Here is a 15,214-nt window from a genome sequence, read left to right on the forward strand (position 1 = left end):
TTGTGGTTATGTGCAAAATGGTTGATATCCGTTGGAAATGTGTTGATAAATTTAAAAAGTGTGTTGATATCTTTTAAAATATGTCGATATAACCGAAAAGTGTGTTGATATCTATCCAAAATATGTTGATATATTGCAAAAGTATGTTGATATCTTAAAAAATCACCATCTAGACCATCACTGCAAGCCTTTTTTCTGGAATGTTCCCCACCCCATTGCTTAAACTAAGATAAGCTAAAGGAAATTAGAAGGAGTTTTTTACATGAGAATTACAACACCAAAGCCATTTACCTTTGAAGGAGGAAAAAGAGCCGTTCTCTTGCTACATGGTTTCACCGGGAATTCCTCCGATGTGCGGATGCTAGGCCGTTTTCTTGAAAAAAAGGGCTATACTTGCCATGCCCCACACTATAAAGGACACGGGGTTCCTCCGGAGGAGCTTGTCCATACAGGACCTAAAGATTGGTGGCAGGACGTACTGAACGGCTATGAATTTTTAAAAAATAAAGGACATGAGGAAATTGCGGTTGCCGGTCTCTCCCTTGGCGGGGTATTTTCCTTAAAAATGGGTTACACTGTACCTATAAAAGGAATCGTAACCATGTGTGCGCCAATGTATATTAAAAGTGAAGAGGTTATGTATCAGGGAGTTTTAGAATATGCCCGCGAATTTAAAAAACGAGAAGGAAAAACAGAGGAACAAATCGAATTGGAAATGAACGAGTTTGCAAAAACACCAATGCAAACATTAAGGTCACTTCAAGAGTTAATTTCAAATGTTCGGGAGCATGTTGATTTAATTTATGCCCCAACCTTTGTGGTTCAAGCTCGCCATGACAATATGATCAACACAGATAGCGCCAACATCCTTTACAACAACATCGAATCTGTTCAAAAGCAAATTAAATGGTATGAAGAATCCGGACATGTGATTACCCTTGATCAAGAGAAAGAACAGCTTCATGAAGACGTTTATGCATTTTTAGAAACACTAGAATGGAACGATTAAAAGCACCCGAAAAGGAGGGATTTGCTTGGAAGATAATATTCAAAAGCACATTGATAAGCTTTTGCATTATATGAAGGACGAGGCCTATAAACCGTTGACGGTACAAGAACTTGAAGCTGCATTTGGAATTCAGGATTCCAGCGATTTTAAAGAGTTTGTAAAGGCATTAGTCCAAATGGAGGAAAAAGGATTAGTTGTTCGGACCCGAAGTAACCGATACGGCTTACCGGAAAAAATGAACCTGATCCGTGGAAAGTTAACTGGTCATGCGAAGGGTTTTGCCTTTGTGATTCCGGATGAACCGGGGATGGACGATATTTTTATTCCTCCAAACGAAACAAATACGGCCATGCACGGCGATACCGTTTTAGCCCGCGTATCATCAGAAAGCTCGGGCCAGCGCCGGGAAGGCAGCATTATCCGGATTATTGAACGAGGTATCCAGCAAATGGTTGGAACCTATGTAGAAAGCAAAAGTTTCGGTTTCGTGATTCCGGATGATAAAAAATTTGCCAGTGATATTTTCATCCCAAAAGCTGCTTCAAAAGGTGCAGTGGAAGGTCATAAGGTAGTGGTAAAATTGACTACCTATCCAGAAGGGCGAAAAAGTGCAGAAGGGGAAGTCATTGAAATTCTTGGGCATAAAAATGACCCGGGAGTGGATATTCTCTCAATTATTCACAAGCATGGCTTGCCAATGGCCTTTCCAGATGATGTCTTGCAGCAGGCAAATGAAACACCAGATAAGATTGATGAGAGTGAACTTGCGAATCGACGCGATTTACGGAATGAGACCATTGTAACGATTGATGGGGCGGACGCAAAGGACCTTGATGATGCTGTAACGGTGACGAAACTTGAAAATGGAAACTACAAGCTTGGAGTACATATTGCCGATGTCAGCTATTATGTGAAAGAAGGCTCACCTATTGATGTGGAAGCTGAGGACAGGGCGACAAGTGTTTATTTAGTAGACCGGGTGATTCCGATGATTCCGCACCGGCTTTCAAACGGGATTTGTTCGTTGAATCCAAAAGTGGACCGCTTAGTTCTCTCCTGTAACATGGAAATTACTTCGGAAGGTCAAGTGGTCGATCATGAAATTTTTCAAAGTGTCATCAAGACAACTGAGCGCATGACCTATTATGATGTCAATCGGATTTTGATTGACAAAGATGAGGAAACCAGAAAACGTTATGAACCGCTCGTGCCGATGTTTGAGTTGATGGAAGAACTGGCTGCGATTTTACGCAATAAAAGAATGAAGCGGGGCGCCATCGATTTTGATTTTAAAGAATCGAAGGTCTTAGTAGATGAGGAAGGAAATCCGACCGATGTGATTCTCCGTGAGCGTTCAGTTGCTGAGCGATTAATTGAAGAATTTATGCTTGCGGCAAATGAAACGGTCGCAGAACATTTTCATTGGATGGAAGTTCCGTTCATTTACCGTATCCACGAGGATCCAAAGGAAGATAAGCTGCGGAAATTTTTCGAGTTTATCACAAACTTCGGCTATATTGTAAAAGGTACGGCCAATGAAGTTCACCCTAGAGCCCTTCAGGAAATTATAGAAGAAGTTCAGGGTAAGCCGGAGGAAATGGTTATTTCAACGGTGATGCTACGCTCGATGCAACAGGCGAAGTATGATCCGGAAAGCTTAGGCCACTTTGGGCTGTCGACTGAATTTTATACCCATTTTACCTCACCAATTCGTCGTTATCCTGATACGATTGTGCACCGTTTAATCCGCACGTATTTGATTGAAGGCAAGCTGGATGAGGCGACAAGGGAAAAATGGAATGCGCAGCTGCCGGAAATCGCAGCCCATTCCTCAAGAATGGAACGCCGTGCCGTTGATGCGGAGCGGGAAACGGATGAATTGAAGAAAGCGGAGTACATGGAGGACAAAATTGGCGTTGAGTATGATGGGATTATCAGCTCCGTCACCAATTTTGGGATGTTTGTTGAGCTTCCGAATACAATTGAAGGACTTGTCCATGTCAGCTATATGACGGATGATTATTACCGCTTCGACGAACGCCACTATGCGATGATTGGCGAACGCACCGGTAATGTATTCCGTATTGGCGACGAAATCACGGTTCGAGTTGTAAAGGTCAATAAAGAGGAGCGCTCGATTGATTTTGAAATCGTCGGGATGAAGGGTACACCACGCCGCGAACGGTCAGAAGCGCCGAAGGTCTTTAAGACCGGCAGTGATACCAATAAACCTCGTCGAAACAAGCAGCAGGGAGACCGTAATCAAAGGTCCGGTGAGGGCGGCCAAGGCGGCAATGGTTCCAAGTCGAAAAAGAAGCGCAAATTCTACGAAAATGTGCCGAAAAACAAAAGTACGAAGCGGAAAAAGAGAAGATAATTTATTGGAGGCTGTCAAAAAAGGAAGGTATATGCCTTTTTGATAGCCTTTTTTTAATATAAATTGGTATAAAAAAGGTATCGCAGATAAAAGTGTCAGTTACGCAGATAAAGTCTAATTTATCGCAGATAAAACGTCTGGTAACGCAGATAAAAGTAGATTTTCCGCAGATAAATTTTCAAAAGGTTGTTAAACCACGCCAAAATACCTGTTTCAATTGTACAGACCCCCAAATTCTGCTACAATTTAAAGGAAATAGAGGTGAGAACATGCCAAAAGGTGAAGGAAAAGTTGTTGCGCAGAACAAAAAAGCATATCATGACTATTTTATAGAAGAAACATACGAAGCCGGCATCGTTTTGCAAGGAACAGAAATCAAGTCGATCCGTGCGGGTAAAGTAAACCTAAAGGATTCATACGCTAGAATTCAAAATGGCGAAGCTATTCTTTTCGGGATGCATGTCAGTCCTTATGAGCAAGGGAATCGTTTTAACCATGATCCGTTAAGAACCCGCAAACTATTGCTTCATAAACGCGAAATCAATAAGCTTATTGGTGAAACAAAGGAAGCTGGCTATGCACTTGTTCCATTAAAACTTTATTTAAAAAATGGCTTTTGTAAGGTTTTAATTGGTCTGGCAAAGGGTAAGAAAAATTATGATAAGCGTGAGTCCTTGAAGCAAAAAGAAGCGAAGCGTGAAATTGAACGGGCATTCCGCGAACGACAAAAAATGTAACTTACAAATACTTACAATTGAAAAATCCGCACAATGTGTTATAATAAGTTTGTCGCTAAGGAGCGACGGAAACTTTTGCTCATAACTAAATGTTGAGCACCCGAACGTCTTAGCTAAAATCTTAACCAGATTTTAAGCATATTTTATAATGGGGACGCTACGGATTCGACAGGGGTAGTTTGAGCTTAGGTTGCGAGTCGAGGGGATCGGCCTCGTTAAAACGTCAAAGCCATAACTGGCAAAACTAACAACAACCTCGCTTTCGCAGCTTAATACTGCATAGCGGTTCCTCCCTCCATTGCCCATGTGGTAGGGTAAGGGACTCACTCTAAGTGGGCTACGCCGGATTCCACCGCCTGAGGATGAAGGAAGAGAACAACCAGGCTAGCTGACCGGACGCCTGTCGACAGGCATATGGATCAGCGAAGCGCCAATATGTCGACTACACTCGTAGAAGCTTAAGTGCCGATATCTTTGGACGCGGGTTCGATTAGTAATTAGTCGCCTTGTGTGGTAACACATAAGTGATAATCCGGCTTTATCGGTGAAACCTAAGTCGCAATAAAATGCGATAGGGCAATGCCGAGCGGTATGTGGAGCAATCCAACAGCCGTGTATCGACTCATAGGCTGCCATGATTAGTTGGTAGTACTAGGATGCGAAACCTCACCTGAAAGGTAAATTTATGGTTCGCATAAGACGCCGGAGGACCTGTTTGAAATGCAGGTTCAAGATATAGTCAGTGCCATGACGAAAGCATGGAAACGCACGTCCCGCCGTCTCCACCATACATAAGGTGGATAACAAGACTAGCATAAAGAATGCTGGTCTTTTTTATATTTCAAAAAATTTTTCCTCAAAGTCTATTTTCTTAGCCAACAATTCTGTGTTGTACTTTCCATTCCTAGGGGTAACGTTTTCATAATTCTTGAGTATCCATTGTGCCCTTCTTCGTTTTTTATCCACTCTTAGATACGGGGATATGTAACTTAGAATGGATAAAACGTCCTCTTTTTTCTTTATAGTTAGTGTAAAAGAATTTTTATGCCGTTCTGGATTATAGTTTTTTTTGTTATTAATTGTTCCGTTAGTTAGAGTTTGGACATAAATTAATAGTTCTCTATCTGTTGATGCAATTGAAATACAAGGTCGCCTATGTTCGTTCTCATGCATTCTCGTTAATGAAATAGAACCTTCGCCATCAATTATACCTGCAACATAAGCAGCTTCCCACCCTACCATTATGGTGCTTCCTCCTCTATAAATACGAACTCTTGTTCTGTTTAATGTTAATACTATTACCATGAATTTTCAATAAATAAATTAAAAGTAATATGAGTTTTAAGACAACATGTTTGGATTAACACCCAAATGATAATAGATAAAAGTGAAAATAATTTATAGAAATTGGAATGTAGGACTCACTTTTCTCGCTCTTTTCTATCTTAATACCATAAATCAGGTCATTCGTTGAGGGAATATCCTCCTATATTTCCGCAAGTTTTGACCTTTTGTTCTATTGAAGGCTATTTCGAGGTTCGTTAAAATTAGTAAATGTCGAGGAATGTCGAAAAAGTTATTGAAGGAGGTATATATGAAAAAATAACGTATACCATGGTTCGATAACATCAAAGGCTTTTTAATATTTTTGGTGGTGTTTGGGCATTTTATTGAATTATATCGAAATCCAGATCATCCTAGGATTATTCTGTATTTTTATAATGTAATATATTTTTTTCATATGCCATTATTTATTATGGTAAGCGGGTATTTCTTTCGACCTCGAAAATTTGAACGGATTATTCAATTACATTCAGTGTTTTAAGTCTGGTAAATCGCGAACGGCTTCTTGTCAAAATTAATTCTAGATCATTCTCTGGTCAAATTATCACCAGAAGGTAGAATTTTTGATATATTTCCTATGGTAAAGAATCTCATATTCTTTAACAAACTCGGAGTAAATTCTTTGTTTATTTATTTAATTCACACAAACATTGTTCGTCTATATCGGGAACTTGCACCTAAACAGCTTGTCGGTCATAAGGGCATTGTGATTTTGGCAGCCATTTTGTTTGCTTCAGTGGTCTGCTGGCTGCTAACAAGAAAGTTTATTCTCAATCTTTTCAAGCCAATTATTTTCCCGCGTTTAAACTGGATGATCAAGCGGAACGAAATCCATTCGTAAAAATGGCTATAAAAAGTTTTGCCAATCTGTGTTTTGAAAGGTATACTAGTTTGATGGAAAACTGTTTTTGATAAATTTCTAAGGTTGGGAGTATGAAAATGTCTCAATTAAATGTTGAAGCCTTTCGAGCGATTAATGATCTTGGAAAAGACTATTCTTTTTTAGATCCGGTTGCCGTTTTTCTTGCAGAATATATGCTGTATTTTTTGATTTTAGGTATTGTAGTTTATTGGTTTACTAGAACCGATAAAAATAGAATGATGATTATCCTGGCGATCATTTCTGTCGCTGTGGCTGAAGTCATCGGAAAAGTAGCCGGTAAGCTTTATTCTCATTACCAACCGTTTGCCGAACTGCCACATGTTAACAAGCTAGTTGAACATGCTGTAGACAATGCGTTTCCAAGTGACCACTCTATCATCTTTTTTTCGATTTGTTTTTCAATCCTGCTTGTGCGCAAAAAAGAGGGCTGGTTATGGATTATTCTTGCCTGCTGTGTAGCCATTTCCCGTGTAATGGTCGGGGTTCACTATCCTCTGGATGTACTAACAGGTGCTCTAATCGGAATTCTTTCTGCTTTATTTGTTTACCTGATTGCTCCAAAGCTTTCATTCTTAAATAAACTGCTTGCTTTGTATGAAAAAGTGGAAGGTGCAATCCTGCCAAGATCGAAATCTGGAGATAAACATAAGAATTTCTAATAAAAAAAAGGACTGAAACCTTGGGGTTTTAGTCCTTTTTCTTTTGAATGTGTTTTTGTAAAGTGCTAGGGTGCCTTTATGGTGTCCATTCAGGTACTTTTTCGTCTACACGGGAACATTGAACCCCTGATAGTGCCATGCACTCAAAATTTCCCCAGCATGGGAATTATAGTGTCAGTGCGCCCAAAAGTGGTTTCATTGCTCGAACGAGCGGGTTTTTGCCGGAAAAAGGGAAAAGAAAGCCGGGTTCTATGGACCGAATCAAGGGAAGAATCCCGTTCACGGTAGCATAGCAAGGTTCTATGCGACCGAATCAAGAGAAGAATCCCGTCCACGGTAGCATAGCAAAGTTCTATGCGACCGACTCAAGGGAAGAATCCCGTTCACGGTAGCATAGCAAGGTTCTATGCGACCGAATCAAGGGAAGAATCCCGTTCACGGTAGCATAGCAAAGTTCTATGCGGCCGAATCAAGAGAAGAATCCCGTCCACGGTAGCGTAGCAAGGTTCTATGGGACCGACTCAAGAGAAGAATCCCGTTCACGGTAGCATAGCAAGGTTCTATGGGACCGACTCAAGAGAAGAATCCCGTTCACGGTAGCATAGCAAGGTTCTATGCGACTGAATCAAGAGAAGAATCCCGTTCACGGTAGCATAGCAAAGTTCTATGCGACCGAATCAAGAGAAGAATCTCGCCCACGGTAGCATAGTTAAGTTCTATGCGACCGAATCAAGAGAAGAATCCCGTCCACGGTAGAATAGCAAGGTTCTATGCAACCGAATCAAGAGAAGAATCCCGTTCACGGTAGCGTAGCCGGGTTCTATGCGACCGACTCAAGAGAAGAATCCCGCCCAGGGTAGCATAGCAAGGTTCTACGCGACCGACTCAAGAGAAGAATCCCGCCCACGGTAGCATAGCCGGGGTTCTGTGCGACCGAATCTCCATCTGGGGCAATAAAATCATTTAATTAATAATTAATTGAGAAGCCATTCATGCATCAAAGAAAGAGTAGACAAAAAGCTTAAGCCTAAAATGATAGAAAGCCCCCATTTTAAATGCTTGGAACTTATTTTAGAAAATAAAAAGGACGCAAGTAAACTAAACCAAACCAAAACTGTAAAAATGATTAATCCATCCAGCACATAATAGGGCAATACTCCCCAATAAAATACCACACCTAAAATGCTACTGATAATAATTGGCCAATACAGATCCTTACCCTTATTAATGACACGCTCGCTCGACTCCTCAAGGCTTTTTCCTGAAAGAAGCGGATAAACAAAGTAGGGTAAAGCAAGCCCAAAGCTAATTCCAGTCCATAACCTTCGTGCATTACTCGATTCAAATAAATGCAAATAAGACCCCAGACCGTCAACCATTAATGGAATAAGAAGCAATAATAGGTACAAACTTGTTTTAATTGAAGGAATTGTAATTGGTGTTTTTCTTTTGAAAAAATGCAAATAAAAGAGGGATGAAAAGATTCCGATATAAATTCCGGTATCCCTGGCACAAACCGAAAGTGTCTTTCCGGAAACATGGAGTGAACGATCGTCCAGTTGATGACATATCGCTCTTCCTAAAAAATGAAATATTTCTTGAACCATCGATACCCACTCCTAAAGAAAGAACCCAATTCACAAGGTGAATTAGGTTGTCAAATGAATTAATATCCGGACATAAAGGCAGGACCAATGGAGAGTGTCGATGCCGCAAACCAGCAAATACAACTTAAAACAATGGAGACAATGCCGACAATCAAACAAGTTTTCCCTACTTGTTTCTTTTCAGGGTCCTGATCATTCATCCAAATGATTCCTAAGATAATTCCAACAACAGGTATGAAAAACGATAAAATGTATAGCAGGACTCTTATACCACCTGTCACTAGCTTCACCTCCATTATTTAAGGGCATATTTCGCACTTATGAAAATGTATGTTATCGATTCCGGGATTTTGTCTGTCCATGATTTTAAAATTTGGCTTTGTTAAACTTGCCTGTTGATTTACGCTTTAGTCGCTTCGCTTTCCGTGGGTGGTCTAAAATTTAAAAATGGTTGACAAATAAAAAGTGTGCCAATATAGTTAACCTTGTTAATAGTTAATGAGTTGAATAATTAAACAAGAGAATTACTTAGTGTGAGGTGAAAAGATACATATATGTCTGATAAAAACATTCAAGAATTAGTGGACCGGTATATTACTATTTCCTTTTCCGTGAATAAAAAAGCAGAATCGCTAGTCAAAGAACAGATTGGCAGCGATCTTACCAATGACCAACACTATATGCTACGGTATATCAACAAGGCAGGAACCTGTACATCTTCTGAATTAGCAGAGGTATTTGAGGTGAAAAAGAGCGCCATCACAGCTATCATTAATCGGATGTGGGAAAAAGGTTTAATAAAACGCACCCGTGATGAAAATGACCGGCGTGTAGTTTACTTAACATTAACGGAGAAGGGCATTGACTTATTTGAACAAACAGAAGATCGAATCCATAAGCTGGTTGAATCAATCATTACCCGGTTCGATGAAATCGAAATCAAACAATTTTTAGATACGTATGAAAAGTTGAATCAAGTACTTATGGAGAATTGCAGGGGGAGTAAAGGGTGAAATTTATTATAAAAAGCAAATGGCTGATTATGATTGCCTGGATTGCCATCATTGTTGGATTGTTCATGGTAGCCCCAAATATGGCGGACCTTGTCCGTGATAAGGGGCAGGTTGATGTTCCAAAGGGATATTCTTCCCATTTAGCTTCAGAGATTATGAATCAAGTTCAGAAACAGAAGGATGGCGGCAATGAAACACAAGTCGCCCTTGTGTTTCATGATAAAAAAAAGTTAACAAATGCTGAAATCGCGGAAGCAAAAAAGGCGATTCAAGAGCTCGAAGATAATAAAGAAAAGCTAGGTATTACAGAAATCCTGAGCCATTTTAATGAAAAAAGTTTAAAAAATCAACTGGTTGCGGGGGACGGGAAATCCATTCTTGCTTCTGTTAAAGTGGCCTGGAATGACCGTGAGCCCAAAGAAGTCAGTGCTACCTTGTATAAAACCATTGAAAATGTAAAGGTGGATCATTATTACACCAGTAACTGGATGATCAATGAGGATTTGATGAAAAGCTCAGAAGAAGGCTTGAAGAAAACAGAAGGGATTACAGTCGTCTTTATTTTAGGTGTATTACTTCTTGTTTTTCGTTCATTAATATCACCGTTAATTCCCTTGCTAACAGTGGGTATTACGTATCTGGCTTCACAATCCATTGTTGCTATTTTAGTAGATAAGCTGGATTTCCCTGTCTCCAACTATACACAAATCTTTCTGGTTTGCGTTTTATTCGGAATCGGGACAGATTACTGTATTTTATTGCTTAGTAGATTTAAAGAAGAATTGTCTCAAAGGGAGACAATGGTCGATGCGATTGTGGAAACCTATCGTACGGCAGGAAAAACGGTGTTTTTTAGCGGTTTAGCCGTAATGATTGGTTTTGCAACGATTGGTTTTTCCCAATTCAAACTCTATCAATCTTCATCTGCAGTAGCCATTGGGGTCGCAATGCTGTTGGTTGCCTTGTTTACCGTTGTCCCATTTTTTATGGCTGTCTTGGGAAGAAAGCTTTTCTGGCCGTCAAAGGGCTGTGCGGAACATGCTGAGAGCAAGCTTTGGGGTGTAGTTGGGAGGTTTTCGTTAGCACGTCCATTGATTTCATTGTTAATTGTTGCGGCCATTTGTGTTCCGTTCCTCGTTACGTATGATGGAAAATTATCGTTTAACTCGTTAGAAGAAATCAGTGGTAAAGTTCCTTCCATCCGTGCTTTCAATGCCATCGCTGACAGCTTTGGTCCGGGAGAATCAATGCCGACGCAAATCGTTATTAAAAATGATGAGGCGATGAATTCAACAGACTATATGGAATTGGCTGAAAAAATTAGTCAAGAAGTAGAAAAGGTGGATCAAGTTGACACGGTCCGTTCTGTCACAAGGCCAACAGGTGAAAAAATTAAAGAATTTTACGTGAATAAGCAAGCAGAAAGTCTTGGAGATGGTTTAGGGAAGGGCAAGGATGGAATTACGAAAATTAGTGACGGTCTGCAAGATGCAGGCAGCAAACTATCAAAATCCGGGCCGCAATTAAAAGGGGCGGTTAATGGAATTGACGGATTAATTACGGGAACCAATCAATTGCAAGCAGGCTTGACGGATATTCAAACCAACCTCGCCAAAATTGAAAATGGCATCCGCCAAGGCTCAGCGGGTTCTACAGAATTGAAAAAGGGTTTAGAAAAAACAAAAGCAGGTGCTGAGGACTTACTTGCCGGCAACAAAAAGCTGCAAAAGGGTTATCAGAACCTAGATGCAAATCTTAAAATCTTAAACACTAAATATATGGATGTTGCCAGTGGATTGACAGCATTATCCGGTTCGCTAGCCCAGATTAAGGGAGAAGATTTTACTTATTTGGAAAGTCATTATGATGGATTAGCGAAAGAAGGGCAATATCAAAAAATAAAAGGAACCGTTCAAGTACTCCAGCAGCAACTTGCACCACTTGCAAGTGGTCTTAATCAGTTAAACGCAGGTCTTTCACAAATTACCAAGGGAATGGATTCCGCAAACACTGGATTTGCAAAAGCAAATGGCGGCCAGAAGGGACTTGCTGCGGGCCTGGAAAAGTTGATTAACGGAATGGAGCAGCAGCAGGCAGGACTTGATCAGTTAGCAAACGGGCAAGGGCAAATTGTTGCCAATATGCCGAAGCTGACTAGTGGTTTATCTGGAATAAACGCTGGACAAAAGCAGCTGCTATCAGGGTTTGGCGGTTTAACTGGCCAATTAACGCAGTTATCGAACGGGCTTGATCAAAGTGCGAAAGGGTTAAATCAAGTTTCGGATGGTCTTGGTTCAGCTCAGGGGTATTTATCTGACTTATCCGACTCGACCAGTATGTCCGGGTTCCATATGCCAAAAGAAGTGGTGGAAAGTAAAGATTTTAAAGACGCAATCGATACCTATATGTCGGATGACCGGAAAGTCATGACAATGGATGTGGTATTTAAAGCAAATCCATATTCCAATGAGGCGATTCATCAGGTCCCTGAAATTAAGGATGCGGTGAAAAGAGCGGTAAAAGGGACAAAGCTTGAAAATGCTGTTGTTGCGGTTGGTGGTATTACCAGTTCAAACGCGGATTTAAATAAAATGTCCAATCAGGATTTTTCCCGGACGGTTGTCTTAATGCTGATTGGAATCACGTTTATTTTAATTCTCTTATTTAGATCGATGATCATGCCGATATATATTATTGGATCCCTAATTTTAACGTACTATACCTCAATGGCGATGAATGAAGCGCTATTTGTGAACCTGTTGGGTTATACAGGAATTAGCTGGGCCGTTCCTTTCTTTGGATTTGTGATCCTGATGGCTCTAGGGGTGGACTATAGTATTTTCTTGATGGACCGATTTAATGAGTACAGGGATTTAAAGGTAGCAGATGCAATGCTGTTATCAATGAAAAAAATGGGTACGGTCATTATTTCAGCCGCCATTATTTTAGGGGGAACATTTGCAGCGATGATGCCATCCGGGATGTTATCATTGCTCCAGATTGCAGCGATTGTCCTAGTCGGTTTATTATTATACGCGTTTGTCATACTTCCGTTGTTTATTCCTGTTATGGTTAAAAACTTCGGCAAAGCAAATTGGTGGCCGTTCCATGGCATGACAAATAATTTAAAGTGAAAAATCAAAGAGGTATCCTTTGGATGCCTCCAGATTGTCGAGAAAGGGTATTTTCCCCAGTCGCTTTTTTCTTAGTCGCTGTGTATAAATTTAGTAGAAATAGTAATGTCAGAAACTTTGTATAATCGGTACTCTGAACTCACTTTTATGGTGAGTTTTTTTGTTTAAAAACTATAAATTTCTTGTTTCTATTCCTTTCTATCTGTTTTAATAGTTTTGTAATATTTTTGATATATTTGAAACATTTTGCGTGAAATATCGTCTATAATGGTCGTAAGGACATAAAATTACAGCAAAGAGGGATTTGAAAAATGGGGATGGGGAAAAATAGATGGATGAAAGGAACCTTTCTGCTCAGTCTTGCATTGGGGATATTCACTTCGGGGGCCTTTATCATCTATAATTCTAGCTCAAAGGCTAAAGCAAATGAACCGAGTATTCAAAAGGATAGCCGCAAAATGCCTTTAAAAAAGAGTGCGGAAACGATTTATCAAGTAACGATGGATGATCTATTTGAAAAGAAAAGGATTCAAGACAAACAGCATGCAGATTTAGTACAAAAACGGGAAAAAGTAGATGAAGAGACTCATAACGAAGAACATAAACCTACAGCAAAGCACACTTCTCCAGAACATGCAGCCGTAAACAAAAATAAAACTCCTAATTCATCGAAAAAGGACACCAATGCAGTTCAACCAAAGGAAAGCAACTCAAAACCTGTAAGTAATGGGAAAAGAACGATTTATCTAACCTTTGATGATGGTCCGGAAAGTTTTTCCGAGGATATTCTAGCAGTGCTGGAAAAATATCATTTCAAAGCAACTTTTTTTATGTTGGACGGAAATATTAAAAGGTATCCCAATGCGGTTAAAAAAATGGTGAAATTCGGGGATAGTATCGGGATTCATGGAGTAACGCATAATGTCAAACTTTTCTATGCATCGGAAAAATCTGTCTTGAGGGAAGTAAATCAGACCCAACACTCTTTAAAAACCATAACAGGGGAAGATTCCCATCTAATTCGAACACCTTATGGCAGCTATCCATATATGTCAAATAAAGAAAAACAGGCAGTGTCGAAAAGCGGGTATAGGATGTGGGACTGGAATATTGACAGTCAGGACTGGTACTACAAGGACGAACGATTTGTAAAAAATGTGATTCAGCAATTGAAGCAGAAATCAAAACAAAAGGGACCGATTGTAATTCTAATGCATGAAAAAAGGGAAACCTTGAAACACCTGCCTAAACTGCTGGACTATTTAAACATACATGGCTATGAAAGTAAAGCGCTGGACGACTCGATGAAACCTGTCCATTTTTAACGGAGTGGCTGAAAGGATTCTTTCTAAAAAGTAACAATTTTAAAAAATGATTTGTTATAATGAAATTAGTATATTTAGAATAAGGATAATAATGGGGTTAGATTAAATATATGATCAATAAACTTTGGCAGAGCAGCGGTTTTAAAAGAATATTAATCTTCATTTTCATTGCCCTTATCATTTATGGGATGAAAGAGATGATTAATTTAATCTTATTTACCTTTATTTTTACTTTTTTAATGGATCGTTTAGTTAAATTTATTGAGGGGAAAATTAGGCTGAATCGAAAGATTATCGTGGTGATCTCCTATGCCGTAATTGTTGGATTACTTTCGTATGGCTTGGTCGTTTATTTACCGCTTATTGCAGGAGAGATAACGCAGCTTATTAAGCAGCTTACCACCTTTTATACAACCAAGCATGATAATATTGTTTTGAATTATATTACGGAAAAAATTGAAGAAATCCAAATATCGAATTATTTAGAACAGGGGTTCACCTTCATAATCAAATATTTTACGGATATAAGCAAGGTGAGCTTGCAAATCCTTTTGGCGCTTTTAATGAGTTTATTTTTCCTGTTAGAAAAACCAAGGTTAATTGAGTTTACAAAGAAATTTAAAAAGAGTAAGGTTTCCTCCATTTACGTTGAAATTGAGTTTTTTGCCCGAAAATTTGTGGGTACATTCGGTAAAGTAATCGAGGCTCAATTAATTATTGCGGTGGTTAACTGTATTTTAACGACGATTTCATTATGGATTTTGGATTTCCCGCAGTTGGGCGGACTATCGATTATGATTTTCCTTCTTGGTCTCATTCCGGTAGCTGGAGTGATTTTATCGTTAATCCCACTGACGATTATCGCCTATAGTATCGGCGGTTTGATAAAGGTTCTTTATATTGCAATTGCCATCGCGATTATTCATGGGATTGAAGCGTATATCTTAAACCCAAATTTGATGTCGTCTAAGACTAATCTTCCTGTTTTCTACACGTTTATTATCTTGATTTTCTCTGAGCACTTTTTTGGGGTTTGGGGTTTAATTGTCGGAATTCCGATCTTTGTTTTCCTATTGGATGTATTAGAAGTAACAGATCAAAAAAAGGTATAAATTGCACCCCCGTT

Annotated in this window: 13 protein-coding genes and 1 other RNA gene; 11 read left to right on the forward strand and 3 right to left on the reverse strand. The window is 39.5% G+C overall.

Translation table 11 applies throughout. From position 1 onward, the window contains the following. Positions 1-262 precede the first annotated feature (262 nt). The 4 genes from J2Y67_RS09540 to ssrA all read left to right on the forward strand — a co-directional run bounded on the left by J2Y67_RS09540 (position 263) and on the right by ssrA (position 4,616). Positions 263-1,009 carry an alpha/beta hydrolase gene (locus J2Y67_RS09540; protein ID WP_310173256.1) on the forward strand — a complete coding sequence of 249 codons (747 nt, stop codon included), beginning with the start codon at positions 263-265 and terminating at the stop codon, positions 1,007-1,009. A 25-nt stretch (positions 1,010-1,034) separates the two neighbouring features. After that, positions 1,035-3,386, forward strand: a complete 2,352-nt coding sequence (gene rnr, locus J2Y67_RS09545) for a ribonuclease R (RefSeq protein WP_310173258.1) — start codon at positions 1,035-1,037, stop codon at positions 3,384-3,386. A gap of 269 nt (positions 3,387-3,655) precedes the next feature. Next, a complete protein-coding gene (gene smpB, locus J2Y67_RS09550; RefSeq protein ID WP_310173260.1) occupies positions 3,656-4,123 on the forward strand; it encodes an SsrA-binding protein SmpB in 468 nt (155 codons plus the stop codon). 158 nt (positions 4,124-4,281) lie between these two features. Next, positions 4,282-4,616, forward strand: a transfer-messenger RNA (tmRNA) gene (gene ssrA / locus J2Y67_RS09555). A gap of 341 nt (positions 4,617-4,957) precedes the next feature. Here the strand turns inward: ssrA and J2Y67_RS09560 are convergent. Then, positions 4,958-5,365: an LAGLIDADG family homing endonuclease gene (locus J2Y67_RS09560; protein WP_310173262.1), complete on the reverse strand. Its 408-nt coding sequence runs from the start codon at positions 5,363-5,365 to the stop codon at positions 4,958-4,960. Positions 5,366-5,732: 367 nt separating this feature from the next. On the opposite strand from J2Y67_RS09560, the gene J2Y67_RS09565 reads away from it, so the two are divergent. The 3 genes from J2Y67_RS09565 to J2Y67_RS09575 all read left to right on the forward strand — a co-directional run bounded on the left by J2Y67_RS09565 (position 5,733) and on the right by J2Y67_RS09575 (position 7,009). Then, positions 5,733-5,948, forward strand: coding sequence for an acyltransferase family protein (locus J2Y67_RS09565; RefSeq protein WP_310173436.1), 216 nt, complete (start codon positions 5,733-5,735; stop codon positions 5,946-5,948). 141 nt (positions 5,949-6,089) lie between these two features. Next, positions 6,090-6,308 carry a hypothetical protein gene (locus tag J2Y67_RS09570; RefSeq protein WP_310173264.1) on the forward strand — a complete coding sequence of 73 codons (219 nt, stop codon included), beginning with the start codon at positions 6,090-6,092 and terminating at the stop codon, positions 6,306-6,308. A 92-nt stretch (positions 6,309-6,400) separates the two neighbouring features. Further along, entirely contained in the window at positions 6,401-7,009 is a 609-nt protein-coding gene (locus tag J2Y67_RS09575; RefSeq protein WP_310173266.1) for an undecaprenyl-diphosphatase, read from the forward strand. A gap of 974 nt (positions 7,010-7,983) precedes the next feature. Here J2Y67_RS09575 and J2Y67_RS09580 read toward each other — a convergent pair. Both J2Y67_RS09580 and J2Y67_RS09585 read right to left on the reverse strand, forming a co-directional pair. After that, the gene (locus J2Y67_RS09580; RefSeq protein ID WP_310173268.1) at positions 7,984-8,616 is read right to left on the reverse strand and encodes a DUF2085 domain-containing protein; all 633 of its coding nucleotides are present in this window, start codon (positions 8,614-8,616) and stop codon (positions 7,984-7,986) included. A gap of 59 nt (positions 8,617-8,675) precedes the next feature. Beyond that, positions 8,676-8,897 carry a hypothetical protein gene (locus J2Y67_RS09585; protein ID WP_310173270.1) on the reverse strand — a complete coding sequence of 74 codons (222 nt, stop codon included), beginning with the start codon at positions 8,895-8,897 and terminating at the stop codon, positions 8,676-8,678. Positions 8,898-9,170: 273 nt separating this feature from the next. Between J2Y67_RS09585 and J2Y67_RS09590 the strand changes: the two genes are divergently transcribed. The 4 genes from J2Y67_RS09590 (at position 9,171) to J2Y67_RS09605 (ending at position 15,200) form a co-directional block, all read left to right on the forward strand. Further along, a complete protein-coding gene (locus tag J2Y67_RS09590; protein ID WP_310173273.1) occupies positions 9,171-9,629 on the forward strand; it encodes a MarR family winged helix-turn-helix transcriptional regulator in 459 nt (152 codons plus the stop codon). Then, positions 9,626-12,763 (forward strand): MMPL family transporter, encoded by a 3,138-nt coding sequence (locus J2Y67_RS09595; RefSeq protein WP_310173276.1) that lies wholly within the window; start codon positions 9,626-9,628, stop codon positions 12,761-12,763. Before J2Y67_RS09590 ends, J2Y67_RS09595 begins: the two co-directional genes overlap by 4 nt. A gap of 311 nt (positions 12,764-13,074) precedes the next feature. Further along, entirely contained in the window at positions 13,075-14,088 is a 1,014-nt protein-coding gene (locus J2Y67_RS09600) for a polysaccharide deacetylase family protein (RefSeq protein WP_310173278.1), read from the forward strand. A gap of 110 nt (positions 14,089-14,198) precedes the next feature. Continuing rightward, a complete protein-coding gene (locus tag J2Y67_RS09605) occupies positions 14,199-15,200 on the forward strand; it encodes an AI-2E family transporter (RefSeq protein ID WP_310173280.1) in 1,002 nt (333 codons plus the stop codon). Positions 15,201-15,214: the final 14 nt, after the last annotated feature.

The sequence above is a fragment of the Neobacillus niacini genome (genome assembly GCF_031456445.1).
GTDB lineage: Bacteria > Bacillota > Bacilli > Bacillales > Cytobacillaceae > Neobacillus > Neobacillus niacini_I.